This window comes from Streptomyces sp. Tu 3180, from assembly GCF_009852415.1.
In the GTDB taxonomy this organism is placed as follows: Bacteria; Actinomycetota; Actinomycetes; order Streptomycetales; family Streptomycetaceae; genus Streptomyces.
Genome location: NZ_WOXS01000002.1, coordinates 4747048 through 4772371, shown reverse-complemented (window position 1 = coordinate 4772371; position 25324 = coordinate 4747048). Strand labels below are relative to the sequence as shown.

Genomic DNA, 25324 nt, shown 5'->3' with positions numbered 1-25324 from the left:
GGTCTGCTGTGAGTCGCGGGGTGGAAGCGACCACAGAGCCTGGGGAGGACAAGCGTGCGCCTGACTCTGACCGTCGTCGATCCGTTCGGCGGGGACACCGCCGACGTCGTGCTCGATGCCGATCCCGAGTCCACCGTCGGGGACATCGCACAGGAGCTGGCCGCGCAGGTCGGGCACGGCGGGGCCCGGGTCATTCCCCTCGGGCACCGGGGAGAGGCCCCCGCCGGCGGCGCGCCCACGGTGTACGTGGACGGGTACGCCGTCGACCCCTCCGCCACCGTCGTCGGGTCGCCGCTGCGCGACGGGGCCGTGGTGTCCCTCCAGGACCCCTCCGGGTGCCTGCCCGGTGAGCCCGCCGGGCTCGTCGAGCTGCGCGTCGTCGGCGGGCCCGCCGCCGGGACCGTGCACCGGCTCGGGGTCGGGCGGTACGACATCGGCAGCGGGCCGGCCTGCGCCCTCCGCGTCGACGACCCCGAGGTCGACGCCCGCGCCCTCACCCTCTCCGTCGCCACCGACGGGACCTGTCAGGTCGCCCTCCACTGCGACGAGGAGGGCGTCACCCTCGACGGGGCCCCCGTCGCGGGCCCGGAGGACGCCAAGGAGGACAAGGGCAAGGGCAGGGGCAGGAAGAGACGCAGGGGCAAGGACAGGAACGGAGACGGGGGCCGGCGCGGGGACGGTGCCGAGGACACCGGCGGCAAGGCCTCCGGCAGACACGACTGGCCGCTCGGCGGGCAGATCGCCGTCGGCAACACCCTGCTCGAACTCGTCCGCTACACACCGCCGAACGCCGCCCTCAAGTGGTCCGACGACGGGCTGGGACTGGACTACAACCGGCCGCCCCGGCTGCGGCCGCCCGAGCGGCAGACGAACTTCCGGCTGCCCTCGGCGCCCCGCGAGTACGAGGCGCGGCCGCTGCCCTGGCTCATGGCGCTGACGCCGCTGGTCGGCGCGGTCGTCATGGTGGCGATCTTCCAGCGCTGGTACTACCTGATCATGGCGGGGCTCAGCCCCATCCTGCTCTTCGCCAACTACTTCAACGACAAGAAGCACGGACGCAAGTCCCACGCCAAGCAGGTCAAGGAGTACGAGGAGCAGAAGGAGCGGATCGAGAAGGACGCCCAGGAGGCGCTGGTCCAGGAGCGGAACGACCGGCGGCACGCCGTCCCCGACCCGGCGACGGTGCTGTCGCTCGGCACGGGGCCGCGGACCCGGCTGTGGGAGCGGCGGCGTACCGACCGGGACCACCTGCTGCTCCGCTTCGGGACGGGCCGGCTGCCCTCCGAGGTCGTGCTGGACGACCCCGAGCAGGACGACCACCGGCGCCAGGTGACCTGGAAGATCGAGGACGCGCCCGTCGCGCTGCGCCTGCGCTCCCTCGGGGTCATCGGCGTGGCCGGGCCCGGCGACTCCGCGCGTGCCCTCGGGCGGTGGGCCGTCGCGCAGACCGCGGCGCTGCACAGCCCGATGGACGTGCAGTTCTACGTGCTGAGCGAGAACTCCGCCCGGGAGTCGTGGGACTGGGTGCGGTGGCTGCCGCACGCCCGGCCCTCCGGCGGTCAGGACGTCAACGTCCTCATCGGCACCGACGCCGAGACCGTCGGCGCCCGCATCGGCGAGCTCACGCAGATCCTCGACGCCCGCAAGAAGGCCGCCGAGCAGAACCGGTCCCAGGGCACGACGTTCAGCGATCCGGACATCGTCGTCGTCTGGGACGGCTCGCGGCGGCTGCGCTCGCTCCCCGGTGTGGTGCGGCTGCTGCGCGAGGGGCCGTCCGTGTCCATGTACGCCCTGTGCCTGGACGCCGAGGAGCGGTTCCTGCCGGGTGAGTGCCAGGCGTTCGTCGTCGCCGAGCCCAGGGCCGAGGAGCACGACCGGGAGCAGCAGCACACCCAGGTCCAGCAGGCCGCCGGCGGGTTCCCCTCCTTCCACGCCTGGCACGCCGGCGCCGCCGCGGCCGAGCCCGGCCGCGCCGAGGTGCCCGACAGGCTGCGGCTGCGCGTCGAGGAGGCGGGTGCGGAGCGCCTGAAGGACGTGCGGCCCGACTTCGTGTCGCCGGCCTGGTGCCTGCGGCTGGCCCGCTCGCTGTCGCCGCTGCGTGACATCAGCGGGGAGACCGAGGACTCGGCGCTGCCCGCCTCCAGCCGGCTGCTGGACGTGCTGCAGCTGGAGCCGCCGACGAGCGACGCGATCGTGGCGCGCTGGCGGACGGGCGGGCAGTCGACGCTGGCGGTGATCGGTGAGTCGTACGACGGCCCGTTCGGCATCGACATCCGCAAGGACGGGCCGCACGGTCTGATCGCCGGTACCACCGGTTCCGGCAAGTCCGAGCTGCTGCAGACGATCGTCGCCGCGCTGGCCGTGGCGAACACGCCCGAGAACATGACGTTCGTCCTGGTCGACTACAAGGGCGGGTCCGCGTTCAAGGACTGCGTCAAGCTGCCGCACACCGTCGGCATGGTGACCGACCTGGACGCCCACCTCGTGGAGCGCGCGCTGGAGTCGCTGGGCGCGGAGCTGAAGCGGCGCGAGCACATCCTGGCCGCCGCGGACGCCAAGGACATCGAGGACTACCAGGACCTGGTGCGGCGGGATCCCTCGCACGCGCCCGTTCCCCGGCTGCTCATCGTCATCGACGAGTTCGCGTCGATGGTGCGCGACCTGCCCGACTTCGTCACGGGCCTGGTGAACATCGCCCAGCGGGGCCGTTCCCTCGGCATCCACCTGCTGCTCGCCACGCAGCGGCCGAGCGGTGTGGTGTCCCCCGAGATCCGCGCCAACACCAACCTCCGCATCGCGCTGCGCGTGACGGACGCCGGCGAGTCGACGGACGTCATCGACTCCCCCGAGGCCGGGCACATCGCGAAGAGCACCCCCGGCCGCGCCTACGCCCGGCTGGGCCATGCCTCCCTGGTGCCGTTCCAGTCGGGCCGGGTCGGCGGCCGCCGGCCCGGTGCGGCGGACCCGGCGGCGCTCGCTCCCTGGGTGGGCCCGCTGACCTGGGAGGACCTGGGGCGGGCCGCGCTGGCCAAGCCGAAGTCCCAGGCCCGCGAGGACGACGAGATCACCGACCTGAAGGTGCTGGTGGACGCCGTGCGCGACGCCAACAGCTCGCTCGGCATCCCGGCCCAGCACAGCCCGTGGCTGCCCGCGCTGGACGAGACGCTGCTGCTCGACGACGTCGAGGTGCCGGCCGTCGCGCTCGCACCGGGCAGGCTGCCGCCCGCCCCGTACGGCGTCGAGGACCTGCCGGCCGACCAGGCCCGCCGCCCGGTCGTCGTGGACTTCGCGACCTTCGGCCACCTGATGATCGGCGGTGCCCCGCGCAGCGGCCGCTCCCAGGTGCTGCGCACCATCGCGGGGTCCCTGGCCCGCACCCACTCCGTCGCCGACGTGCACCTGTACGGCATCGACTGCGGCAACGGCGCCCTCAACGCGCTGACCCGGCTGCCGCACTGCGGCGCGGTCGTCGGCCGCAACCAGACCGAGCGGGTGATCCGGCTGGTCAACCGGCTCAAGGGCGAACTCTCGCGGCGCCAGGACCTGTTGGCCGACAAGGGTTTCGCGGACATCGGCGAGCAGCGGGCCGCGGCCGCCGAGGACGAGCGGCTGCCGCACATCGTGGTGCTGCTGGACCGCTGGGAGGGCTGGGTGCCCACGCTCGGCGAGATCGACCACGGTTCGCTCACCGACGAGTTGCAGACGATGATGCGCGAGGGCGCCAGCGTCGGCATCCACCTCGTCCTCACCGGTGACCGCACCCTGCTCGTCGGCCGGATCGCGACCCTCACCGAGGACAAGTACGGGCTGCGCCTGGCCGACCGCAGCGACTTCTCCTCGCTCGGCATCCCGGCCCGCAAGGTGCCGGAGGAGATCCCGCCGGGCCGTGCCTTCCGCAACGAGGCCGGTACGGAGACGCAGTTCGCGCTGCTCGCCGAGGACACCACCGGCCAGGGGCAGGCGGCCGCGCTGGCCGCGATCGGCGAGGCGGCGGCCGCCCGCGACGCCGACGTCCCGCGCGCGCGGCGCCCGTTCCGCGTCGACAGCCTGCCCAGCCGCATCTCCTTCCCGGAGGCGTGGGAGCTGCGCGACCCGGAGGCGTCCCGGTCCAGGCTGTGGGCGCTGGCCGGCATCGGCGGCGACGAGATCGTCGGCTTCGGCCCCGATCTCGCCGAGGGGGTGCCGGCGTTCGTCATCGCCGGACCGGCCAAGTCGGGTCGTTCGACGGTGCTGATGAACTTCGCCCAGTCCTTCCTCGCGCAGGGCACGCGCCTGGTCGTCGCCGCTCCCCGGCAGTCCCCGCTGCGTCAACTGGACGGCACGGACGGGGTGCTGAAGGTCTTCACCGGTGACGACATCGACGAGGACGACTTCGAGGAGCTGATCGACGAGGCGTCGACCGACGAACCGGTCGCCGTGCTCATCGACGACGGCGAGATCCTCGAGGACTGCGACGCCGCGAGCCAGATGAAGAAGATCGTCTCCCGGGGCGCCGAGCGCGGTCTCGCCCTCGTCATCGCCGGTGACGAGGAGGACGTGTGCAGCGGCTTCTCCGGCTGGCAGGTCGACGCGAAGAAGGCCCGCCGCGGGATCCTGCTCTCCCCGCAGGAGTCCTCCAGCGGGGACCTCATCGGCCTGCGCCTGTCCCGCAGCATGGTCGGCGGGCAGGTCGTGCCGGGCAAGGGCATGCTGCACCTCGGCGACGGCGAGCTGCGGACGGTCGTGGTGCCGGGGTGAGCGGGGGTTCGGCGAGGCCGGAGCGGCGGAGGGCCGCCGGCGTGCCGGAGTCCGCCGCTACCTGACCTTCGACAGCCGTGCCTCCGGCCGCCCCGAGGCCTTGCTGTCCGACGTGTACACCAGGTCGTCGCCGACCGGGGTGAGGCGCACGGTGTGCAGGGCCTGGTTGCACACGTCGCGGTTGGACTTCGCGCCGACGGAGTCCGTGACGAGCTGCTTGTCCGTGACCTGCTTCAGGGTGAGGACGTCGTCGCAGACGCCGCCGAAGATGTCGGTGTGGCGGAGCGTGCCGACCCGTTCGCCCACCTTCCCCTGTTCGATCGTCACCCGGAACGTGCCCAGGGGGACGGCGATGCCGTCACGGGAGGTGGCCTGGCCCTCCCAGGTGCCGACGTACGCGGCGGGGACCGCGGTGACGGGTGCCTTCGACTGGGCTCCGCCGTCCGGGCCGGACGAGCCGCCCCGGGAGTCGCCCGGCAGCAGGTCGCGCAGGAACACCGATCCGACGGTGACCGCGGCCAGTGCTCCGGCGACCGCGAGGGCCACCGTGCAGCTCATCCGTCTGCCGCGGCCGGCGCCGCGCTCGGTGGCGGACGTGGCCGAGACGGAGAGGGAGAGCCTGCCGGCACGGGGAGGGCGGCCCGCGGGCCGGGTCGGCGGGTGCGGGCCCGCGTGCGGCCGTGGCCGCGCGTCGCGTTGCCCGCCACGCGGCCCGGGGACGCCGGCGGCACCCGTCCCCCCGGCCGCCGGCATGTCCGGCGGCGGACCGAACACCCCGGCCGCCGTGCCGGTCCCCCCGCCGGCCGCCACGCCGGCCGCCGGGGCCTCCCCGACCGACGGGCTGCTGAAGTCCACCGGTCCGGACGCCGGCCCCGGCACGCTCCCCGCGCCCGTCCCCGCCCCCGCCTCCAGGTTCAGCACCTGCACCGCGGCCCGGCTCACCCGTTCCACCAGTACTCCCGGCAGCCACCCGCCCGCCATCAGCCGGGCGGCGCCCTCGGGGGCGAGCCGCCGGGACACCTCGGCCGGGGCCGGGCGCGCGGCCGGGTCCTTGTCCAGGCACGCCTCCGTCAGCTCGCGCACCTCGCCGTCCCACTCGCCCAGCTCCGGGGCCTCGTGGACGACCTTGTACAGCAGCGCCGCCGAGGAGTCCCCGGGGAACGGCGGCCGGCCCGTCGCCGCGTACGCCAGCACCGCGCCCAGGGAGAAGACGTCCGCCGCGCCCGTGACGCCCTTGCCGAGGATCTGCTCGGGGGACATGTAGCCGGGGGAGCCGATCGACACGCCCGTCGACGTCAGGGAGGCCGTGCCGTCCGTGGCGCGGGCGATGCCGAAGTCGATGAGCAGCGGGCCGTCGAGGGTGAGGAGGACGTTCGACGGCTTCACGTCCCGGTGCACCAGGCCCAGTGCGTGCACCGCCGCCAGCGCCTCGGCCAGGCCCGCGCCCAGCGCCCGCACGGTGGGGGCGGGCAGCGGGCCGGTGTCCGTGACGGCCGCCGCCAGGGACGGGCCGGCCGCGTAGGCGGTGGCGACCCACGGGACCCGGGCGTCGGGGTCGGCGTCCAGGACGGGCGCCGTCCAGGCGCCGCCCACCCGGCGGGCGGCGTCGACCTCGCGGCGGAAGCGGGCCCGGAACTCCTCGTCCAGCGCGAAGTGCGGGTGCACGATCTTCACCGCGACCGTGCGGCCCCCGGCGCTGCGGCCCAGGTAGACCCGGCCCATGCCGCCCGAGCCGAGCCGGCCGAGCAGCCGGTAGGGCCCCACGACCGTGGGTTCGTCCCGTTCGAGCGGCCGCATGGCGTCCACCCCTCCCCCGTCACGCCCCTACGCCAGAACCTCCCAGCAGGGTAGTGGCCGGGCCCGTCGCCCTCAGGGCCGCAGCAGGTCCACCGTCACGTCCGCCGCGAACCCCGTCGTCGGTCCGACCCGGCGGGCGAACTCCGCGACCGCCTCCAGCTGCGGGGGCCCGAAGCTGAAGTCGAGGGTGGTGAAGTACTGGGCCAGGGTCGCCTCGTCGAACGCCTCCCAGCGGGCCGCCTGCTCGGCGACCTTGCCGACCTCCTCGAGGGAGAGGTTGCGGGAGGCGAGGAAGGCCTCGTGCACCTTGCGGGTGATGACCGGCTCGCGCTCCAGGTAGTCGCGGCGCGCCGCCCACACCGCGAACACGAACGGCAGGCCCGTCCACTCCTTCCACAGCGCGCCCAGGTCGTGCACGTCCAGGCCGTAGCGCGGTCCGTCGAGCATGTTCGCGCGCAGTGCCGCGTCCCCGATGAGGACGGCCGCCTCGGCCTCCTGCATCATCAGGCTCAGGTCGGGCGGGCAGGTGTAGTACTCGGGCTGTACGCCGTACCGCTCGGCGAGGAGGAGCTGGGCGAGGCGTACGGAGGTGCGCGAGGTCGAGCCGAGGGCGACGCGGGCGCCGTCCAGCCGGTCCAGCGGGACCTGCGAGACGATCACGCAGGACATGACCGGGCCGTCGCAGCCGACGGCGATGTCGGGGAAGGCGACGAGCCGGTCCGCGTGCCTGAGGAACTCGACGAGGGTGATCGGCCCGATGTCGAGGTCTCCCTGCACGAGCTTCTCGCTGAGCTTCTCCGGGGTGTCCTTGGTCAGCTCGAAGTCGAGGAGCGTGCCCGTTCTCGCGAGCCCCCAGTACAGGGGCATGCAGTTCAGGAACTGGATGTGGCCGACGCGCGGCCGGGTGCGAGGATTGTCCACATCGTGAGGCTAGCCCTCGTGCGGGGCACGGGGACGTTCGCCCCCGTGTTCGACCGGAGGGGTGTGACGGACGGGACGTTCAAACATTCGGGTGAAGTGATCTTGGCCTCTATTGCATTCGGCTCGTCGCGTGCTAGGCTCATCGCAAGTTGCAGTTTGGTTTCCCTTGCAGTACAGAGCCTGCGGAGCATGTGACCGCGGGCTCTCGTCGTTCTCAGACATAAGCGATTGTGCAGAATTTGTCTTCACACTTGCTGGTTCTGGAGCAGGGCAACCCTTTGGGCCCAAGGAGGGCTTATGGCTACCGGAACCGTGAAGTGGTTCAACGCCGAAAAGGGCTTTGGTTTCATCGCCCAGGAAGGCGGCGGCCCCGACGTCTTCGTCCATTACTCCGCGATCAACGCGAGCGGCTTCCGCTCCCTTGAGGAGAACCAGCAGGTGTCCTTCGACGTCACGCAGGGCCCGAAGGGCCCGCAGGCGGAGAACGTCACCCCGGTCTGATCCTCGCCGATCCGGGAACGACTAGCAGTACCCAAGGAGCCCCGCGCCGTCAGGCGACGGGGCTCCTGCCTTTCCGGATGCATTGCGGCACGGGACCGTCCGGGCCGCCCGGGCCCCGCGGGCCGTCCAGGCCGTTCGGGCCGCGCGAGTTCCGATGAATTTCCGGGGAATTCCTCTCATACGTGCTGCATGATCAGCACGAATTCCGTGTGAGGTTCCAGCGCCTCGTACGCGTGCCGCACATCCCCCCGGTACGCCATGTAGTCCCCCGGGCCGAGTTCGACGCTCTCTCCGTCGGGCCCCGCCTTCACGCGCCCGGCGCTCACCACGATGTGCTCCACCGTCCCCGGAATGTGCGGTTCCGAGGCGCGCACGGTCCCCGGCTCCAGCCCCACCGCGTAGAGGTCGCGCCGCGCCCCCGGCGGGCTCGCCGACAGCAGCGTGGCGACGTAGCTGGACTGCTCGGAGCGCACGGTCGGCCCCCGTCCCGCCCTGATCACCTGGACGGCGGGCGCCGGCGGCTCCACCAGCGCGCTGAACGGCACCCCGAGCGCCACCGCCAGCGCCCAGATGGTCTCCATGCTGGGGTTCCCGCTCGCCGCCTCCAGCTGGGACAGCGTGGACTTGGCGATCCCGGCCCGTTTGGCCAGCTCGGAGAGGGAGAGCCCGACGCGGGTGCGCTCGCGGCGCAGGGCGGCGGCGATCCAGTCGAGGGGGAGGCGGGGCGGGGTGTCGTCGGTCATGTCGCGTTCGCTCCAGCGGTCCGATCGTTCGTCTTGACGAACATGAGCTCGTCTGTCCATGGTAGGAAACATGCGTTCGCCCCAACGAACAACGCGGCCACCGTGGACACCGCGGGCACCGCGCTTCTCCTCGGTCCTCCCGTCCCCCGACCCCGACCTGCTCCGTGACGTGTCCCTCGTCTGCCTGGCCGGCGGCATCGTCGGCGTGTCGTTCGGGGCGATCGCCGTCGCCGGAGGGCTGCCGGTGTGGGTGCCGGTGGTGATGTCGCTGGTCGTGTACGCGGGCTCGGCGCAGTTCAGCGCGGTGGGCGTGCTGCTGGCCGGGGGCGGCCCGCTCGCGGCGGCGGCCACCGGGCTGCTGCTCAACACCCGCACGGCGGCCTTCAGCCTCGCCGTCGCCGAGCACATCGGCCGCGGGCGGCTCGCCCGCCTGGTGGGGGCGCACCTGGTGACCGACGAGACGGTGGCCTTCACCCTCGCCCAGCGGGATCCGGCGCGGCGGCGGACGGCGTTCTGGATCTCGGGGCTCGGCCTGTTCGCCGTGTGGAACGCGGGGGTGCTGGCGGGCGCGCTGGCCGGCGACGCGCTGGGGGACACGGCGCGCTACGGGCTGGACGCGGCCTTCCCCGCCGTCCTGGTCGCCCTGGTGCTGCCCGCCCTGCGCCAGGACGCGGACGTCCGCCGGGCCGCCGTGCCCGGCGCGGCGCTGGCCCTGGCGGTGACACCGGTGGTGCCGGCGGGCGTGCCGGTGCTGGTGGCGCTGGCGGGGCTGGTGCTGCACCGGCGCGGGCGTGGTGCGGGGCGGCCGGCGTGAGTGCGACGGTCGCGGTGATCCTGGTGCTGGCGGTCGGCACGTACGCCTTCCGGCTGGTCGGGCCGGTGCTGCACGGACGGGTGGAGCCGCCGGCCCGGGTGCAGGAGCTGCTGTCCGCCGGCGCGGTGGTTCTGCTGGTGGCGTTGCTGGCGACGGGGGCGCTCACCGAGGGCGGGGGTTTCGCGGGGTGGGCGCGCCCGGCGGGAGTGCTGGTGGGCGGGGCGCTGGCGTGGCGGCGGGCCCCGTTCGCGGTCGTCGTCCTCGGCGCGGCGGGGACGACGGCGCTGCTGCGGGCGGCGGGAGTCGCGTGACCCGGGTGCCGGTGGATACCCACGGGTGCCAGGGGACGCCCGTGGATGTCGGTGGGCGCGGATAAGGTGCTCGGCCATGACCGACACCGACGCCGACCACGTGGTCACCACCCGCGCCTTCTACGACGCCATCGCCGAGGACTACGCCGCCCACTTCCGCGACGTACACATGGCGCATCCGCTGGACCGGGCCGTCATGGGCGGTTTCGCCGAACTGGTCGGGAAGGACGGCCCGGTGGCCGACCTGGGGTGCGGCCCCGGGAAGGTGACCGCGTACATCGCCTCCCTCGGCCTCTCCGTCTTCGGCCTCGACCTGTCGGCGTCGATGCTCGCCGTCGCCCGCCGCGAGCACCCGGACCTGCGCTTCGAGCAGGGTTCGATGCTCGACCTGGACCTCCCCGACGGCAGTCTGGCCGGCGTCGTCTCCTGGTACTCGACCGTCCACACCCCGCACGACGAACTCCCCTCCCTCTTCGGCGAGTTCCGCAGGGTCCTGACGCCCGGGGGCCGTCTGCTGCTCGCCTTCCAGGTCGGGGACGAGCCCCTGCGCGTCGAACAGCCCTTCGGCCACCCGGTCTCCGCCGACTTCCAGCGCCGCCGGCCGGAGCGGATCGCCGGGATCCTGGAGGCGTCCGGGTTCACGGTCGGGCTGCGCTCCGTGCGGGCGGCGGACGAGGCGCTCGGCGAGTCGACCCCGCAGGCGATCCTGATCGCCCGCAGGCCGCCGCTGACCCCCTAGTTCCCGGAGCCGTCCCGTCGGTTCCCGGAGCGGTCCCGCCCCCGGATCCCCCCGTACGGCGCGGCGGTGAGCTCGGCGAAGTCCCGGCGCGTCCGGGTCCCCGGGTGGTGCGGGCGGCCGGTGAAGCGGTCGCGGAAGGGGGATCCCGGGGCGGTGAGCGCGGGGGAGGTGGCCGTGCGGTCGCAGCTCGCGTACGTGGACACGGTCGCCTCGGCCTCGGGGCCGATCACGGCGGCGAGTTCGTGGCGGCGGCCGGGGGCAGCAGGGCCCCGGGGAAACCGTCGGTCCCGTGGAAGGCGTGGCAGGACCCGGCGGGTTGGAGCGCGGGACGGGCCTGCCGGCTCGCGAGCAGGGTCCGTACGCGGTCGAGGTGGGCGAGCAGGGTGCCGCCGGGATGGACGACGGTCGCGGCGCCGCACCGCTCCAGCAGGGCACGGGCTCGATCGGTGCCGGTGTCCACGGACGGGGGTCCCTTCAGCGGCGGCCGGACGCGGTGGGTCGGCACCCGCTCGCCTCCCCCGCCCTGGTCCGGACCTCGGCGGGAGCCGGGAGCGGGTTGCCGCCCGGGCCCTGCGACGATCGTCGCGGAGAGCCGCCCCTCGAGTCAATCCTTGGAATCTGTCCCCAACCCCAAGTGTTAGCTTGGGTGTTGTGACCCTTGACGACCTTCGTGTCTTCGTGGCCGTGTGCCGGGCCGGCAGTCTGAGCGCGGTCGCCCGCGACCTGGCGTGCACGCAGTCGGCGGTGAGCCAGCACGTGAAGCGGCTGGAGCGGGAGACGGGAGTCAGCCTGCTGGAACGGCGCCCGCGCGGGGTCGTCCCGACGCGGGCCGGCCGTCTGCTGGAGGCCGCCGCCTCCGAAGGCCTCACCGGCCTGGACGCGGCACTGCGGCGGCTGCGGGAACTCGTCGACGGCGAGCGCGGTTCGGTGCGGATCGCCACGGGCGCCACGACCGTACGGCACTTCATGTCGGGCGCGGTCGTCGCCTTCCGGCAGCGCTACCCCGACGTCCGCCTGGAGTTCCGCACGGAGAGCTCCAGCCGGGGCTGTTTCGACGCGCTGGCCGACAGCGAGCTGGACCTGGCGTGGATCACCCTCGGCGCGCCCGTGCGGGGCGTCGAGCAGCGGGCGGTGACGGACCTGCCGTGGGTCCTCGCGATGCGGTCCGACGACCCGCTGGCCACGCGCCCCTCCCTCGACCCGCGCGAGCTGCAGGACCTGCGCCTGATACGCCTGCCGCCCAACTCGACCTCCGCCGCCCACCTGGACGCCGCCTGCGCCGAGTCCGGGGTCCGTTTCACCTTCGACACCAGCGTGGCCGACTGGGACACCGCGCTGCTGCTGGCCGAGCTGGGACTGGGCCGGGCGGTGGTGCCCGCACTGCCGGGTCACGCCGTCCCCGGCGAGGAGGGCCCTCTGCGCCTGGTCCCGATCCGCGCGCTGCGCCCCCTGTCGGTCGGCTGGGCGGTCCGCCGCTGGGACGCGCTGACCCCACTGGCGAGGGCGTTCGCGGACACGGTGACGGACAGCTGCCGCCGGAGTGCCTCGGGCGGGTCCGCCGACGGGCACGTGGGTGACAAGTGACCGCGGGGCCGCCCGCTTCCTGATCGGTGTCGTGCCTCCGCGCCCCGCGTCAAGGGCGCTGGGTTCCGCTGCGCTCCACCCCGCGTCGCCCGCGGCGACGGCCCTCCCCCTCGCCCCTCCTCGCCCTGGCTACCCCTCGTACAGCCCCTCGACCTCTCCCGCGAAGTCCCGCATGATCGCCTCGCGCCGCAGCTTCATCGACGGGGTCAGGTGGCCCGCCTCCTCCGTGAAGTCCACGGGCAGGATCGTGAAGCGGCGGATCGACTCCGGGCGGGAGAGCGTCTTGTTGGCCTCGTCGATCGCGCGCTGGAGGACGGCGCGCAGTTCCTCGTCGTCGGTGAGGAGCTCCGGCGGGACCGGGTGCCTGCCGTTCATCCGGCGCCAGTGGTTGACGCCGTCGGGGTCCAGGGTGATCAGGGCGGAGACGTAGGGGCGGTTCTCGCCGACCACCATGACCTGGGAGATCAGGGGGTGCGAGCGGAGCCAGTCCTCCAGCGGGGCCGGGGCGACGCTCTTGCCGCCCGCGGTGATGATCAGCTCCTTCTTGCGGCCCGTGATCGTCAGGTAGCCCTCGTCGTCCAGTTCGCCGATGTCCCCCGTGGGGAGCCAGCCGTCGGGCGCCGCGGGGACGACTCCGCCCGCCCGGGAGTCCCAGTAGCCGCGGAGCACGTGCTCGCCCGCGACCAGGATCTCGCCGTCCGCCGCTATGCGGATCCGCGTGCCGGGCAGCGGCCAGCCCACCGTGCCCAGGCGGGGTTTGAGCGGGGGCGTCACCGTGGTGGCGCCGGTCGTCTCCGTCAGGCCGTACCCCTCGAAGACCTCGATGCCGGCGCCGGCGTAGAACGCGGCGAGGCGGCGGCCGAGCGGGGAGCCGCCGCAGATGGCGTAGCGGACCCTGCCGCCCATGGCGTTGCGCAGGCGGCGGTAGACCAGGGGGTCGTAGAAGGCGCGGCCGGTCCTCAGGGACCGGGACGGGCCGGGGCCCGTGCCGGTCTGCCGGGCCTCCAGTGCCTCGCCGTAGCGGCGGGCGACCGACGCCGCGCGGTCGAAGGTGGACAGGCGTCCGCCCGCCTCCGCCTTGGCGCGGGCGGCGTTGAAGACCTTCTCCAGCATGTAGGGGATGGCCAGCAGGCAGGTGGGCCGGAAGCTCGCCAGGTCCGGCAGCAGGTCCTCCGCCTTCAGGCTCGGCGCGTGGCCGAGGCGGACCCGGGCGCGGACGCAGGCGACGGCGACCATGCGGCCGAAGACGTGGGACATGGGCAGGAAGAGGAGGACGGAGGCCTCTTCGCTCGTCCGTGCCCTGAAGACGGGGTAGAGCAGTTCGATGGCGTTGTCCACCTCGGCGAAGAAGTTGCCGTGGGTGAGGGCGCAGCCCTTGGGGCGGCCCGTCGTGCCCGAGGTGTAGACGAGGGTGGCGAGGGTGTCGGGGCCCAGGACGCCGCGGCGTACGTCCACCTCCTGGTCCGGGACGTGCGCGCCGGCCTCCGCGAGCCGCTCGACGTGGTCCTTCTCGACGATCCACACGTGCCGCAGGTCGGGCAGGTGGGGGAACTCGGGGCCGAGCGCGGCGGCCTGCGCCGCGGTCTCCGTGATCAGGGCGACCGCGCCCGAGTCGTGCAGGATCCAGCGGGCCTGGTAGACGGAGGAGGTGGGGTAGACGGGCACGGTGACGAGTCCGGCGGCCCACGCGGCGAAGTCGAGGACCGTCCACTCGTAGATCGTGCGGGCCATGACGGCGATCCGGTCGCCCGGCATCAGGCCCTCGGCGATCATCCCCTTCGCCACGGCCATGACCTCCGCGGCGAACTCGGCGGCCGTCACGTCCCGCCAGCCGCCGTCCGCCGTCCTCCGGCCGAGGACCACCGCGTCCCCGGCCGCGCCCGCGTTGTCGAACGGCAGGTCGGCGAGCGATCCGTGCCGCACCGGCTTGGCGAACGGCGGTACGGACACCTCCCGTACGACTCCGTCCAGCCGCCGGATCTCGGGTTCGACCAGGACGGGTGCGCCGTAGACGTCGTCGTCGAGGTCGGAGGAATACGCGGCGGAGGGATGCGCGGCGGACACGGGCGGCTCCTGGGGCGTGCAGGGGAACTGCTTGTTGCCGATGACGTACGGGCCTCGCACGCCGAGGCGCTCACCGGCGGCGCCCGGGAGAGGGGTCGTCGTCGGCCGGTCCCGGGATCGTACGGCTCTGACGTGGGGGGTCTGTGCGGGTACGGGGAGGAACCGGGGACGGGTGTGTGCAGTGTCGGGGGTTACGTGAGGGTCACTCACGTAACCCCCGCGTCGTTCACGCGCGTTCGAGGATCGCCGTCACGCCCTGTCCGCCCGCCGCGCAGATCGAGATCAGTCCCCGGGCGGGGGCGTCCCGTTCGGCGAGGAGTTTCGCCAGGGTCGCCACGATGCGGGCGCCGGTGGCGGCGAAGGGGTGGCCGGTGGCCAGGGACGAGCCCGCCACGTTCAGGCGGGCGCGGTCGACGGGGGCCAGCCCGCGCTTCTCCCAGGCCGCCAGCGTCGCCAGCACCTGGGAGGCGAACGCCTCGTGGACCTCGATCAGGTCGAAGTCCTCCATGCCCAGTCCGGCGCGCTCCAGCATGCGCGGGACCGCGTACGCCGGGGCCATCAGCAGGCCGTCCTCGCCGCCCGCCACGTCGCCGTGCACGAAGTCCACGGCGGCCGTCTCGTACGCGGTCAGGTACGCCAGGGGTTCCAGTCCCCGCGCCGACGCCCACTCCTCGCTCGCCAGCAGCACCACCGCGGCGCCGTCCGTGAGCGGGGTCGAGTTGCCCGCCGTCATGGTGGGGCCGGGGTGGTCGAGGCCGAACACCGGCTTCAGCGCCGCGAGTTTCTCCACCGTCGAGCCCGGGCGCAGGTTCTGGTCGCGGGCCAGGCCGCGGAAGGGCACCACCAGGTCCTGGAACAGGCCGCGTTCGTAGGCCGCCGCCAGCCGCTGGTGGCTGGTGGCGGCGAGTTCGTCCTGGGCCTCGCGGGTGATGCCCCAGGCGCGCGCGGTGACGGCGGCGTGCTCGCCCATGGAGAGGTGGGTGCGCGGTTCGGCGTTGCGCGGGATGTCGGGCACGAGGTGGCCCGGGCGCACCTTCGCGAGGGCCTTGAGGCGGGCGCCGAGGGACTTCGCGCGCCGTGCCTCCAGCAGCACCTTGCGCAGGTCGTCGTTGACGCCGAGGGGCGCGTCGCTCGCGGTGTCGGCGCCGCCCGCGACCGCGGCCTCGGTCTGGCCGAGGGCGATCTTGTTGGCGGCGGCGACGACCGCCTGGAGGCCGGTGCCGCAGGCCTGCTGGACGTCGTACGCGGGGGTGCGGGGGTCCAGGCGCGAGCCGAGGACCGTCTCCCGGGCGAGGTTGAAGTCGCGGCTGTGCTTGAGGACCGCGCCGGCCACGAACTCGCCCACCGCGCCGGGCCCCTGGAGTCCGTACCGCTCGACGAGGCCGTCCAGGGCGGCGGTGAGCATCTCCTGGTTGGAGGCGGTGGCGTAGGGGCCGTCGGAGCGGGCGAACGGCACGCGGCTGCCGCCGACGACCGCGACGCGCCGCACGGCGGCCGGCTTCAGGGGGCTCATCTCGACCTGCTCCTCACCGGTGACATAGGCTTACCTCCGGTAACCTTACTTCAGAGTAAGCGACGGGGTAAGCACCGCAGCGAGTCCCGAGCACGTCCAGAGCGAGCCCTCCACCCCCGCTGGGAGTCCTTCATGGCCGACCGCTACCTGAGCTTCACCGGCACCGCGCCCGGCCGCTTCCTGACGCGCCGCCTGGGACTCCCCCAGCCCGCGGCGCTCCGGCGCTGGTCGCCCGAGCGGCCGGAGCTGGACGGCGGACTGCTCCACCTCACCGCGGGCACCTCCGGCCTCGATCTCGCCCCCGTCCTCGCCCGCGCCGGACGCGGCACGGACGACACCGCCGGCCGGCCCGCCGCCGTCGTCCTGGACGCCAGCGGGATACGGGACGTCGAAGGGCTCGCCGAGGTGCACGCGGCCCTGCACCCCGTCGTCCGGTCGGTCGCCGCGAGCGGCCGGATCGTGGTGCTGGGCGCCCCGCTCGACGCCGCCGACCATCACCAGGCCGCCGCCCAGCAGGCGCTGGAGGGCTTCACCCGCTCCCTCGGCAAGGAGATCGGCCGGGGCAGGACCGTGAACCTGGTCCGCCTCACCGACGCCGCCGCCGCCGAGTCCACCCTCCGCTTCCTGCTCTCCCCCAAGTCCGCCTACGTCAGCGGCCAGGTGATCGAGGTCGGCCCGCACGGTCCCGTCGCCCCCCACGACGGGGAGCGCCCCCTCGCCGGCCGCACCGCCCTGGTCACCGGCGCCGCGCGGGGCATCGGGGAGGCGGTCGCCGAGACGCTGGCCCGGGACGGCGCCGAGGTGGTCGTCCTCGACGTGCCGCAGGCCGAACAGGACGCACGGCGCGTCGCCGAACGGCTCGGCGGCGTCGCGCTCCCGCTCGACATCACCGCCGCCGACGCGGGCGCCCGGATCGCCGACGCCCTCCCCGGCGGCCTGGACGTGCTCGTCCACAACGCCGGCGTCACCCGTGACCGGCGGCTGGTCAACATGCCCGCCGAGCGCTGGACCTCGGTGCTGGAGGTGAACCTGGGAAGCGTGCTGCGCACGACCGACGCGCTGCTCGCCGCCGGGACGCTGAAGCGGGGCGGCCGGATCGTCGCCACGGCCTCCATCGCGGGGATCGCCGGGAACGCCGGGCAGACCAACTACGGGGCGAGCAAGGCGGGCGTCGTCGGCCTGGTCCGCGCCCTCGCGCCGCGCGCGCTCGCCGAGCACGGGGTGACCGTGAACGCGGTCGCGCCCGGGTTCATCGAGACGAGGATGACGGCCGCCGTGCCGCTGTTCATCCGCGAGGCGGGCCGCCGGATGAACTCCCTCGCGCAGGGCGGCCTGCCGGTCGACGTCGCCGAGACCACCGCCTGGCTCGCCCACCCGGCCTCGGCCGCGGTGAACGGCCAGGTCGTACGGGTCTGCGGCCAGAGCCTGCTGGGAGCGTGACCGCCGTGGCACCCGCCGACCCCGCGCCCTCGACGCCCCCCGCCGCCCCGGCGCCCCCCGTCGTGCTCACCGCACCCCCCGCCCTGGCCCCGCTGCTCGCCCGGGGCGCCCTGCTGTCGCCCTTCAGACGGCCCCGCCCCGACGCCGCCTTCCCGCGCACCCGGCTGGTGCTGCCCGGGCTGCGGATCGACCCCGCGCGGCTGGCCGCGTACGAGAGGGTGTGCGGCTTCCCGACCGGGGCGGAGGCGCTGCCGCCGACGTATCCGCACGTGCTGGGCTTCCCGCTGGCCATGCGGCTGATGAGCGGCCGGGACTTCCCGCTGCCGCTGCTCGGGCTGGTCCACACGTCGATCGGGATCACCCGCCACCGGCCGCTGCCGGCCACCGGCACGTACGAGCTGTCGGTGCGGGTCGAGGCGCTGGCGCCGCACCGGCGGGGCACCGAGGCCGCCGTGGTCACCGAGGTGCGGGACGGCGGGGACGTGGTGTGGGAGTCGCGGAGCACGTACCTGGCCCGGCACCGGACCTCCGGGCGGCCCGCCGCGCACCGGGAGGAGCGCGCGCCGCACGAGCCGCTGCCCGCCGTGGCCGAGTGGCGGCCGGCCGGGGACGTCGGACGCCGGTACGGCGCCGTCTCCGGCGACCGCAACCCCATCCACCTGCACCCGCTCACCGCGCGCCTCTTCGGCTTCCCCCGCACCGTCGCGCACGGCATGTGGACCGTGGCCCGCTGCCTCGCCGCGCACGGCACCCCGGACGCGGCGGTGGTGCGGGCGGACTTCAGGGCACCGGTCCTGCTGCCGGGGACGGTGACGTACGCGGCGCGCGGCGGGCGCTTCGAGCTGCGGGGGGCCGGCGGCCGGGTTCACCTGACGGGGGACGTCCGCCCGGTGTGATCCGCCCGGGCGCGGGGCCCGTCCGCGCCGCCGTCCCTGTCGTCCGTGTCGTCCGTGTCGTCCCTGTCGTCCGTGTCGTCCGTGCCGTCGTCGGGCGGTGACCAGCGGCGTCCCGCCATCAGGTCGCCCAGCCCCGCCCAGGCGAAGTTCATCAGCGTGGCCGCGGACTGCCGGGCCGTGACGCCGGGGGTGGCGTTGGCCCAGTCGGCGAGCGACTCGGCGGCGCCGACCAGGGCCTCCGCGAGCCCGGAGACCTCGTGCTCGGGCAGGTCCGGGTCACGGTGGGCCTCGCGGGCCGCGGCGAGGATGAGCTGCGTCACGAACGCCACGATCTCCGCGCGCATCGCGGCGACCTCGGCGGCGAAGACCTCGCCGTGCGTGCGGGCCCGGAGGTGCAGCACGGACCAGCCGTCGGGGTGGAGCGCGGTGTGCGTGAAGAACGCCGTCAGGCCCGACCAGAGTTGGCGGTCGGCGGGCAGGCCCGGGCGGGCACCGGCGCGCACCGCCTCGGTGAGGGCCTTCGCCTCACGGCGGATGCAGGCGGTGAAGAGGTCTTCCTTGGAGTTCAGGTACAGGTAGACCAAGGGCTTGGACACGCCCGCCAGTTCGGCGATCTCGTCCATCGACGCGGCCGTGTACCCCCGCTGGCCGAAGGTCTGTACGGCGGCGTCCAGCATCTGCTGTTCACGGACCGCACGCGGCATCCGCTTGGTCTTCACGGCACCCATGCGGATTAGCGTACGGGCCCGCGGCCGTCCCCCCGTCCGGCGACGGCGCTCGTCGGACACCCGCGGGGGCGCGCCGCGCCCGCCGGTCACGGCAGCGCCCCGTGGACGGACGTCCGCCCGCGGCAGCCGTGCGTCGGGCTGCCGCGGGCGGACGTCGGGGTGGTGCGGAGGGGAGGCGTGGGAGCCGGGGCGGTCAGGCCGCCGCGGGGACCCGCCCGGTCTCGTCGGCCGGGGCCGCGTCGATCGGGGCCTCGTCGATCGGCGAGGCGTGGACCGCGTCGTAGGCGTCGCGGTCCAGCAGGCCCTCGCGGGCGGAGACGACGACCGGCACCAGGGCCTGTCCGGCGACGTTGGTCGCGGTGCGGATCATGTCCAGGATCGGGTCGATCGCGAGCAGCAGGCCGACGCCCTCCATGGGCAGGCCGAGCGTGGAGAGGGTGAGGGTCAGCATGACCGTCGCGCCGGTGAGTCCGGCCGTGGCGGCGGAGCCGACCACCGAGACGAACGCGATCAGCAGGTAGTCGCCGACGCCGAGCTGGATGTCGAAGATCTGGGCGACGAAGATCGCGGCGATGGCCGGGTAGATCGCGGCGCAGCCGTCCATCTTCGTCGTGGCCCCGAACGGGACCGCGAAGGACGCGTACTCCCTGGGCACGCCCAGGCGCTCGGTGACCTTCTGGGTCAGCGGCATGGTGCCGACCGAGGAGCGGGAGACGAAGGCCAGCTGGATCGCGGGCCAGGCACCCTTGAAGAACTGCACCGGGTTGACCTTGGCGACGGTCGCGAGCAGCGCCGGGTAGACGCCGAAGAGGACGATCGCGCAGCCGACGTAGATGTCGGCGGTGAAGGTGGCGTACTTGCCGATCAGGTCCCAGCCGTAGGTGGCGATCGCGTTGCCGATGAGGCCGACGGTGCCGAGCGGGGCGAGGCGGATGACCCACCACAGGGCCTTCTGGAGGAGTTCGAGGACGGACTCGCTCAGGGTGAGGATCGGCTGGGCCTTCTCGCCGAGCTGGAGTGCGGCGATGCCGGCGACGGCGGCCATGAAGACGATCTGCAGCACGTTCAGCTCGGTGAACGGCGTGATCACGTCGGTCGGCACGATGCCGGTGAGGAAGTCGATCCAGGAGCCGGTCTTCTCCGGATCGCCGCCGTCCGCCGGGGTGAGGCCGGTGCCCGCGCCGGGGTTGGTGACCAGGCCGATGACGAGGCCGATGGCCACCGCGATCAGCGAGGTGATCATGAACCAGAGGAGGGTCCGCGAGGCCAGGCGGGCCGCGTTGTTGACCTTCCGCAGGTTGGTGATGGAGACCAGGATCGCGAAGAAGACGAGCGGGGCGACGGCCAGCTTCAGCAGGCCGATGAAGGTCCCGCCGACCTTCTCGAGGGTGGTGACGAGCCAGGAGAGGTCCTGGCTGCGGGCGAGCCAGCCGAGCAGGACGCCCAGGACGAGGCCGGCGAGTATCTGAGCCCAGAAGGGTGCCCGGAAGGACAGCGAGGGCTTCGTGTTCGTGGACACGGACATGCTCCGATGAAGGGGACGCGTGAGGAAGGTGACGTGGGGCGCGGGTCGCGGGACGCCGGGGGACGGCGGTTCGCGAAGGCCTCAGGGGCGACAGTTCGCGGAGGTGACCCGGCAGAGGTCCACGTGCAGGCGCGCCACGAGCGGAACTCTCCGGGGCGTGGGGAACACGGCTGCTGACTTCACCCGAAGACCGTAACACCTGAACTTTGAGACACCCAAAGCCTTGCTTTGACAGGCGCGGGGAGAAAAGTACCCGCACAACGCAAAGCGCCCTGGTTTCCAGGGGATTTCGGAAACCGGGGCGCCGTGGAGGTGACGCGAGGTGTGACGGAGCTTACGAAGCCTGGCCCTGCGCCTGGCCCCGCGTGCGGGCGGCGTCGTCGGCGACGTCCTCCTGGTTGCGGTTGGCCTCCAGGTTGGCCTTGGCCCGGTCCATCCGCTGCACGATCCGCTCGGAGGCCCGGTCCCGCTCCTTGCGGAGCGCGACGAAGCTGATCGGGGCCGAGATCACCAGCGCGAGCAGGACGACCCACAGGCCGTTGGAGTCGCCGAGGCCGCGCGGGGCGAGGCCGGAGTAGACGAGGCCCCAGACGGCCACGAGGCAACCCACGAAGATCCCGAGGCGCATCAGCGTGTAGCGGAGCATCTCATCCACTCTTCCTACGTCCGGCCGGAACACCCCCCAGACCGTCCCAAAGGGACACGGGGGCAGCCTCCAGTGAAACACGCCCGGACCGCCGGCCCTCCAGGGGGGTGCGGCCCGGGGCCGCCTCAGGTCAGCGGCAGCAGCATGATGACGTCGTCCCGCTCGTCGCCGGGGGCCACCCGGATCGCGCCGGGGACGCGGCCGACCTCCTTGTAGCCGCAGGAGGCGTAGAAGCGCTCCAGGCCGAGGCCGCCGCGGCAGGTGAGGCGTATCGCCCGGATGCCGTCGAACCCGCGGGCGGCGCGCTCGGCGGCGGCCAGCAGGTCACGGCCGTGGCCCCGGCCCTGGTGGCGGGGGTGGAGCATCACCGTGTAGAGCCAGATCCAGTGGGTCATCAGGCGGTGGGTGTTGAAGGTGAGGAACGCCGTCGCGGCCACCCGCCCCTCCTCGTCGCGCCCGACGAGGAGGCGGGAACGCCCCTCCGCCATCGCCGCGAACTGCCGCACCAGCTCGGGCCGGATCTCCTCGCGCGTCACCGGCGGCACGAAGCCGACGGCTCCGCCCGCGTTGGAGACGTCGGTCCAGAGGTCGAGGATGCCGTCGCGCAGTTCACGGGTGACGGCGGGATCGAGCGTGAAGGTAAGGGGCATGCAAGGATGCTAACCCTTACCCAAGGGCCTGTGCCGCGATTTTCAGGTCCGCGACCAGCCCCCGGTACGCCGCCTCCCGGTCGTCCGCCCGCAGCACCGCCGACGGGTGCACGGTGGGCACCAGCCGCTCGCGGCGGCCGTGGACCTCCTCCTCCAGCACCGTGCCGCGCACCTGCGTCACCCGGAACGACGGGCCGAGCAGCGCCTTCCCCGCGGTCGCGCCCAGCACGACGATCAGCTCCGGCTCGACGACCGCCAGCTCGGCGGCGAGCCACGGCCCGCACGCCGTCATCTCGCGCCGGCCGGGCGTCTTGTGGATCCGGCGCCCCCGCTCCCCGGTCCGCGTGAACTTGAAGTGCTTGACCGCGTTGGTGACGTACGCCTCGCCGGGATCGATGCCCGCCTCGGCCAGCGCCCGGTCGAGCAGCTTGCCGGCGGGCCCGACGAACGGCTTGCCCTGCCGGTCCTCCTGGTCGCCGGGCTGCTCGCCGACGAGCATGACGCGGGCGTCGGCGGTCCCGGCGCCGAAGACGGTGCGGGTGGCGTCGCGGTGCAGGGGGCAGCCCCGGCAGCCGGCGGCGGCCTCGCGCAGGGCGGTCAGACCACCGCGGTCCGGGACGAAGGGTTCGGCGGTGTAGGCGTCCTCGGGCGCCCGGGTGACGGCCATGCCGGGCGGGTACCCGCCCGGCCACCGGCCTCACGCCCCGGCCCCGGCCCGCGCCGGGCGCGGCGGCGCCTCCCCGCGTCCCGGGTCAGACCCGCATCGGCTGCGGGGACTCCCGGCGTGCCGGGTCGGGGCCGTCGTACTCGCGGATGATCTCGTAGCGCGTGTTGCGCTCCACCGGGCGGAAGCCGGCGTCGCGGATCAGGTCCAGCAGGTCCTCGCGGGTCAGCTTGTCCGGGGTGCCGTAGTTGTCGGCGTCGTGCGTGATCTTGTACTCGACCACCGAGCCGTCCATGTCGTCCGCGCCGTGCTGCAGCGCCAGCTGCGCGGTCTGCACGCCGTGCATCACCCAGAAGACCTTGACGTGCGGCACGTTGTCGAACAGCAGCCGGGAGACGGCGAACGTCTTCAGCGCCTCCGCGCCGGTGGCCATCCGGGTGCGCGCCTGCAGCCGGTTGCGGACCTTGCCGTCCTTCACGTCCACGAAGTCGTGCTGGTAGCGCAGCGGGATGAACACCTGGAAGCCGCCGGTCTCGTCCTGCAGCTCACGCAGCCGCAGCACGTGGTCCACCCGGTGGCGGGGTTCCTCGATGTGGCCGTAGAGCATGGTGCACGGGGTCTTCAGCCCCTTCTGGTGCGCCAGCCGGTGGATGCGCGACCAGTCCTCCCAGTGGGTGCGGTGGTCGACGATGTGCTGCCGCACCTCCCAGTCGAAGATCTCCGCGCCGCCGCCGGTCAGCGACTCCAGGCCCGCGTCGATCAGCTCGTCGAGGATCTGCGAGGCGGACAGCCCGGAGATGGTCTCGAAGTGGTGGATCTCGGTGGCGGTGAACGCCTTCAGCGACACCCCCGGCAGGGCGGCCTTCAGCTCGCGCAGGGAACGCGGGTAGTAGCGCCACGGCAGGTTCGGGTGCAGCCCGTTGACGATGTGCAGCTCGGTGAGGTTCTCCGGCTCCATCGCCTTGGCCAGCCGCACCGCCTCCTCGATGCGCATCGTGTACGCGTCCTTCTCCCCCGGCTTGCGCTGGAAGGAGCAGTACGCGCAGGAGGCGGTGCACACGTTCGTCATGTTGAGGTGGCGGTTGACGTTGAAGTGCACCACGTCGCCGTTCAGCCGCGTCCGCACCTCGTGCGCCAGCCCGCCCAGCCAGGCCAGGTCGTCCGACTCGTACAGCGCGATGCCGTCCTCACGGGTCAGGCGCACGCCCGCCCTGACCTTGTCCTCCAGCTCGCGCTTGAGCCCGACGTCCATGCCGATCCCTCTTTTCCTCAGACAGACTCCGCCCACCGTACGCCCCGGCTAGCGGACCTCTTCGGGCAGCTCACCGACGCGGTTCTCCCACTTCGTGGAGAGCACGATGGTGGTACGGGTCCGGGAGACGCCCTTGGTGCCGGACAGCCGGCGGATGATCTTCTCCAGTCCGTCCACGTCGTTCGCCCGCACCTTGAGCATGAAGGAGTCGTCGCCGGCGATGAACCAGCAGTCCTCGATCTCCCTCAGGTCCTTCAGCCGCTGCGCCACGTCCTCGTGGTCGGCGGCGTCCGAGAGCGAGATGCCGATCAGGGCGGTCACGCCGAGGCCGAGCGAGGCGGCGTCCACGGTGGCGCGGTAGCCGGTGATGACACCGGCCGCCTCCAGCCGGTTGATGCGGTCGGTGACGCTGGGGCCCGACAGTCCGACGAGGCGCCCCAGCTCCGCGTAGGAGGCCCGGCCGTTCTCCCTCAGGGCCTGGATGAGCTGCCTGTCCACCGCGTCCATCGAATCGAAGCCTTCCACTGAAGAGGGATGAAAGTTCCTGAGAGGGTGGTGCGTTGCCGTGCCGTTGCGGCGTGTGCTCAGTCGGAGCGGGATCCGCCGCCGAGTTCGCCCTCCCAGCGGCGGTAGAGGCGGTGCTCGACGCCCGCCGCGTCGAGCACGCGTCCGGCGACGAAGTCCACCAGGTCCTGGATGTGCGTCGCGCCCGCGTAGAAGGCCGGTGAGGCGGGCACCACGGCCGCGCCCGCGTCGTCGAGGGCGACCAGGTGCCGCAGGGTCTGGCCGTTCAGCGGGGTCTCCCGCACGGCCACGACCAGCTTGCGTCCCTCTTTCAGGGTCACGCTCGCCGCCCGCTGCAACAGGTCCTTGGACAGCCCGAGCGCCACCCCGGCCACGCAGGCCGTGGAGGCGGGCACGATCAGCATGCCCTTGCTCGGGTACGACCCCGAGGACGGCCCGGCCGCGAGGTCACCGGCGGCCCAGTGCCGTACGCCGTCGAGGTCCACGGCGAAGGTGTCCGGCTTGCCGTCCGCGCCCCGGGACAGCCATCGGCACAGGTCGTCCCGCCAATGGGCGTCCCGGTAGGAGAGGCCGGTCTCGTCGAGCAGGGTGAGCCGCGAGGCCCGGCTGACGACGAGGTCGACGCTCTCCCCCGCCGCGAGAAGCGCACGCAGCACAGCGGCTGCGTAGGGCGTCCCGGACGCCCCGGACACCCCCACGATCCAAGGCTTGCGCCCCGTTTCTCCTGCGTTCACGCCTTGAGCCTACCGGCGGGCGGAGGGCGGCGGCGCTCAGGACCGGTCGGGGACCTCCGGAAGCGGCTACAGTGCGCGCACGGGCGACGAAGGGGGAACGATGGCCAAGGTGAACATCAGCCTCGACGCGGAACTCGTGGTGGAGGTGATGGTCCTGGCGGGGGTCGGCTCGCCTCAGGACGCGGTCGAGGCGGTCGTGCGGGACTACATCGCCCGCGGCCACCGCACCGAGGCCCGCACCGAACTCAGGGACCAGGGGCTGCGCGAGGTCGACGCCAGGCCGCAGGAGCCGCAGGGCTGAGCCCCGGCCGGCCGCGTGCCGGCGGCCGGACTGCCGGGGCAGGCGCCCAGGGGTTCATCGCGCGGACTTGCCGGACGGCGGGCACGGGACAGCCCGTGAGGACTCCCGGTCGTCGGCCACCCGGGCTCAGGACACCGCCCCGCCACCGGCAGGTCGCACGCCACCGAGGCGTGCGACCGCGAGCGCCGTACTTTCCCGGGGTTTCCCCGCAGGGCGATCCGCAGGGTGCCGGTGAGAAC

The 25324-nt window shown here is 73.7% G+C and carries 24 protein-coding genes; 9 read left to right on the top strand and 15 right to left on the bottom strand.

Annotation, left to right across the window (positions count from 1 at the left end; translation table 11 throughout):
* Positions 1–54 precede the first annotated feature (54 nt).
* Entirely contained in the window at positions 55–4737 is a 4683-nt protein-coding gene (locus GL259_RS22460; RefSeq protein WP_159535154.1) for an FtsK/SpoIIIE domain-containing protein, read from the top strand.
* A 57-nt stretch (positions 4738–4794) separates the two neighbouring features.
* On the opposite strand, the gene GL259_RS22455 is transcribed toward GL259_RS22460, so the two are convergent.
* Together GL259_RS22455 and GL259_RS22450 are read right to left on the bottom strand one after the other, a co-directional pair.
* A complete protein-coding gene (locus tag GL259_RS22455; protein ID WP_159535153.1) occupies positions 4795–6534 on the bottom strand; it encodes a serine/threonine-protein kinase in 1740 nt (579 codons plus the stop codon).
* Between the two features lie 72 nt (positions 6535–6606).
* Positions 6607–7455, bottom strand: a complete 849-nt coding sequence (locus GL259_RS22450; RefSeq protein WP_159535152.1) for a menaquinone biosynthesis protein — start codon at positions 7453–7455, stop codon at positions 6607–6609.
* A 297-nt stretch (positions 7456–7752) separates the two neighbouring features.
* Here GL259_RS22450 and GL259_RS22445 point away from each other — a divergent pair, with 297 nt between their 5' ends.
* On the top strand, positions 7753–7956 hold the full coding sequence (locus GL259_RS22445; RefSeq protein WP_003992177.1) for a cold-shock protein: 204 nt from the start codon (positions 7753–7755) through the stop codon (positions 7954–7956).
* A gap of 176 nt (positions 7957–8132) precedes the next feature.
* Here GL259_RS22445 and GL259_RS22440 read toward each other — a convergent pair whose 3' ends face one another.
* Positions 8133–8699, bottom strand: a complete 567-nt coding sequence (locus GL259_RS22440) for an XRE family transcriptional regulator (RefSeq protein WP_159535151.1) — start codon at positions 8697–8699, stop codon at positions 8133–8135.
* 70 nt (positions 8700–8769) lie between these two features.
* Between GL259_RS22440 and GL259_RS22435 the strand changes: the two genes are divergently transcribed.
* From GL259_RS22435 to GL259_RS22425, 3 genes are all read left to right on the top strand, one after another.
* Positions 8770–9513 carry an AzlC family ABC transporter permease gene (locus GL259_RS22435; protein ID WP_243762359.1) on the top strand — a complete coding sequence of 248 codons (744 nt, stop codon included), beginning with the start codon at positions 8770–8772 and terminating at the stop codon, positions 9511–9513.
* Positions 9510–9824 (top strand): AzlD domain-containing protein, encoded by a 315-nt coding sequence (locus GL259_RS22430; protein WP_159535150.1) that lies wholly within the window; start codon positions 9510–9512, stop codon positions 9822–9824. Before GL259_RS22435 ends, GL259_RS22430 begins: the two co-directional genes overlap by 4 nt.
* A gap of 76 nt (positions 9825–9900) precedes the next feature.
* The gene (locus GL259_RS22425) at positions 9901–10563 is read left to right on the top strand and encodes a class I SAM-dependent methyltransferase (protein ID WP_159535149.1); all 663 of its coding nucleotides are present in this window, start codon (positions 9901–9903) and stop codon (positions 10561–10563) included.
* On the opposite strand, the gene GL259_RS39540 is transcribed toward GL259_RS22425, so the two are convergent.
* Both GL259_RS39540 and GL259_RS39535 read right to left on the bottom strand, forming a co-directional pair.
* Positions 10560–10793, bottom strand: a complete 234-nt coding sequence (locus tag GL259_RS39540; RefSeq protein WP_159535148.1) for a hypothetical protein — start codon at positions 10791–10793, stop codon at positions 10560–10562. The two genes, GL259_RS22425 and GL259_RS39540, sit on opposite strands and share 4 nt — an antisense overlap.
* Positions 10790–11023 (bottom strand): DUF6817 domain-containing protein, encoded by a 234-nt coding sequence (locus GL259_RS39535; protein WP_208026504.1) that lies wholly within the window; start codon positions 11021–11023, stop codon positions 10790–10792. The genes GL259_RS39540 and GL259_RS39535 overlap by 4 nt, the downstream gene beginning before the upstream one ends.
* A 191-nt stretch (positions 11024–11214) precedes the next feature.
* Here GL259_RS39535 and GL259_RS22410 point away from each other — a divergent pair, with 191 nt between their 5' ends.
* Positions 11215–12147 (top strand): LysR family transcriptional regulator, encoded by a 933-nt coding sequence (locus GL259_RS22410; RefSeq protein WP_159535146.1) that lies wholly within the window; start codon positions 11215–11217, stop codon positions 12145–12147.
* A gap of 129 nt (positions 12148–12276) precedes the next feature.
* Here the strand turns inward: GL259_RS22410 and GL259_RS22405 are convergent, their stop codons facing one another.
* Together GL259_RS22405 and GL259_RS22400 are read right to left on the bottom strand one after the other, a co-directional pair.
* Positions 12277–14211 (bottom strand): AMP-dependent synthetase/ligase, encoded by a 1935-nt coding sequence (locus GL259_RS22405; protein ID WP_159538870.1) that lies wholly within the window; start codon positions 14209–14211, stop codon positions 12277–12279.
* Between the two features lie 226 nt (positions 14212–14437).
* Positions 14438–15724, bottom strand: coding sequence for an acetyl-CoA C-acetyltransferase (locus tag GL259_RS22400; RefSeq protein ID WP_159535145.1), 1287 nt, complete (start codon positions 15722–15724; stop codon positions 14438–14440).
* A gap of 132 nt (positions 15725–15856) precedes the next feature.
* On the opposite strand from GL259_RS22400, the gene GL259_RS22395 reads away from it, so the two are divergent.
* Both GL259_RS22395 and GL259_RS22390 read left to right on the top strand, forming a co-directional pair.
* Positions 15857–17164, top strand: coding sequence for a 3-oxoacyl-ACP reductase (locus GL259_RS22395; protein WP_159535144.1), 1308 nt, complete (start codon positions 15857–15859; stop codon positions 17162–17164).
* A 62-nt stretch (positions 17165–17226) separates the two neighbouring features.
* The gene (locus tag GL259_RS22390) at positions 17227–18060 is read left to right on the top strand and encodes a MaoC/PaaZ C-terminal domain-containing protein (protein ID WP_159538868.1); all 834 of its coding nucleotides are present in this window, start codon (positions 17227–17229) and stop codon (positions 18058–18060) included.
* On the opposite strand, the gene GL259_RS22385 is transcribed toward GL259_RS22390, so the two are convergent.
* The 8 genes from GL259_RS22385 to GL259_RS22350 form a co-directional block, all read right to left on the bottom strand.
* Complete coding sequence (locus GL259_RS22385) at positions 18030–18788, bottom strand: TetR/AcrR family transcriptional regulator (protein WP_159535143.1); 759 nt, start codon at positions 18786–18788, stop codon at positions 18030–18032. The genes GL259_RS22390 and GL259_RS22385 overlap by 31 nt on opposite strands.
* Before the next feature lie 193 nt (positions 18789–18981).
* Positions 18982–20313 carry a dicarboxylate/amino acid:cation symporter gene (locus tag GL259_RS22380; RefSeq protein WP_159535142.1) on the bottom strand — a complete coding sequence of 444 codons (1332 nt, stop codon included), beginning with the start codon at positions 20311–20313 and terminating at the stop codon, positions 18982–18984.
* A gap of 334 nt (positions 20314–20647) precedes the next feature.
* Positions 20648–20959: a DUF4229 domain-containing protein gene (locus tag GL259_RS22375; RefSeq protein ID WP_159535141.1), complete on the bottom strand. Its 312-nt coding sequence runs from the start codon at positions 20957–20959 to the stop codon at positions 20648–20650.
* A 125-nt stretch (positions 20960–21084) separates the two neighbouring features.
* Positions 21085–21609, bottom strand: coding sequence for a GNAT family N-acetyltransferase (locus tag GL259_RS22370; protein ID WP_159535140.1), 525 nt, complete (start codon positions 21607–21609; stop codon positions 21085–21087).
* 16 nt (positions 21610–21625) lie between these two features.
* Positions 21626–22276: a UdgX family uracil-DNA binding protein gene (locus GL259_RS22365; protein ID WP_159535139.1), complete on the bottom strand. Its 651-nt coding sequence runs from the start codon at positions 22274–22276 to the stop codon at positions 21626–21628.
* Between the two features lie 85 nt (positions 22277–22361).
* Positions 22362–23525, bottom strand: coding sequence for an aminofutalosine synthase MqnE (mqnE, locus tag GL259_RS22360; protein WP_159535138.1), 1164 nt, complete (start codon positions 23523–23525; stop codon positions 22362–22364).
* A 48-nt stretch (positions 23526–23573) separates the two neighbouring features.
* Positions 23574–24032 (bottom strand): Lrp/AsnC family transcriptional regulator, encoded by a 459-nt coding sequence (locus GL259_RS22355; RefSeq protein WP_159538866.1) that lies wholly within the window; start codon positions 24030–24032, stop codon positions 23574–23576.
* 77 nt (positions 24033–24109) lie between these two features.
* Positions 24110–24784 carry a UbiX family flavin prenyltransferase gene (locus tag GL259_RS22350; protein ID WP_208026503.1) on the bottom strand — a complete coding sequence of 225 codons (675 nt, stop codon included), beginning with the start codon at positions 24782–24784 and terminating at the stop codon, positions 24110–24112.
* Positions 24785–24884: 100 nt separating this feature from the next.
* Here GL259_RS22350 and GL259_RS22345 point away from each other — a divergent pair, with 100 nt between their 5' ends.
* The gene (locus GL259_RS22345) at positions 24885–25085 is read left to right on the top strand and encodes a type II toxin-antitoxin system VapB family antitoxin (RefSeq protein ID WP_159535137.1); all 201 of its coding nucleotides are present in this window, start codon (positions 24885–24887) and stop codon (positions 25083–25085) included.
* Positions 25086–25324 lie beyond the last annotated feature (239 nt).

Coding starts and splice junctions, on each gene's coding strand:
- GL259_RS22370 (WP_159535140.1), bottom strand. CDS start 21,609: ATGCCCCTTACCTTCACGCTCGATCCCGCCGTCACCCGTGAACTGCGC.
- GL259_RS22445 (WP_003992177.1), top strand. CDS start 7,753: ATGGCTACCGGAACCGTGAAGTGGTTCAACGCCGAAAAGGGCTTTGGT.
- mqnE (WP_159535138.1), bottom strand. CDS start 23,525: ATGGACGTCGGGCTCAAGCGCGAGCTGGAGGACAAGGTCAGGGCGGGC.
- GL259_RS22455 (WP_159535153.1), bottom strand. CDS start 6,534: ATGCGGCCGCTCGAACGGGACGAACCCACGGTCGTGGGGCCCTACCGG.
- GL259_RS22425 (WP_159535149.1), top strand. CDS start 9,901: ATGACCGACACCGACGCCGACCACGTGGTCACCACCCGCGCCTTCTAC.
- GL259_RS22385 (WP_159535143.1), bottom strand. CDS start 18,788: ATGGGTGCCGTGAAGACCAAGCGGATGCCGCGTGCGGTCCGTGAACAG.
- GL259_RS22345 (WP_159535137.1), top strand. CDS start 24,885: ATGGCCAAGGTGAACATCAGCCTCGACGCGGAACTCGTGGTGGAGGTG.
- GL259_RS22355 (WP_159538866.1), bottom strand. CDS start 24,032: ATGGACGCGGTGGACAGGCAGCTCATCCAGGCCCTGAGGGAGAACGGC.
- GL259_RS22400 (WP_159535145.1), bottom strand. CDS start 15,724: ATGAGCCCCCTGAAGCCGGCCGCCGTGCGGCGCGTCGCGGTCGTCGGC.
- GL259_RS22435 (WP_243762359.1), top strand. CDS start 8,770: ATGCGTTCGCCCCAACGAACAACGCGGCCACCGTGGACACCGCGGGCA.
- GL259_RS22375 (WP_159535141.1), bottom strand. CDS start 20,959: ATGCTCCGCTACACGCTGATGCGCCTCGGGATCTTCGTGGGTTGCCTC.
- GL259_RS22380 (WP_159535142.1), bottom strand. CDS start 20,313: ATGTCCGTGTCCACGAACACGAAGCCCTCGCTGTCCTTCCGGGCACCC.
- GL259_RS22365 (WP_159535139.1), bottom strand. CDS start 22,276: ATGGCCGTCACCCGGGCGCCCGAGGACGCCTACACCGCCGAACCCTTC.
- GL259_RS22440 (WP_159535151.1), bottom strand. CDS start 8,699: ATGACCGACGACACCCCGCCCCGCCTCCCCCTCGACTGGATCGCCGCC.
- GL259_RS22395 (WP_159535144.1), top strand. CDS start 15,857: ATGGCCGACCGCTACCTGAGCTTCACCGGCACCGCGCCCGGCCGCTTC.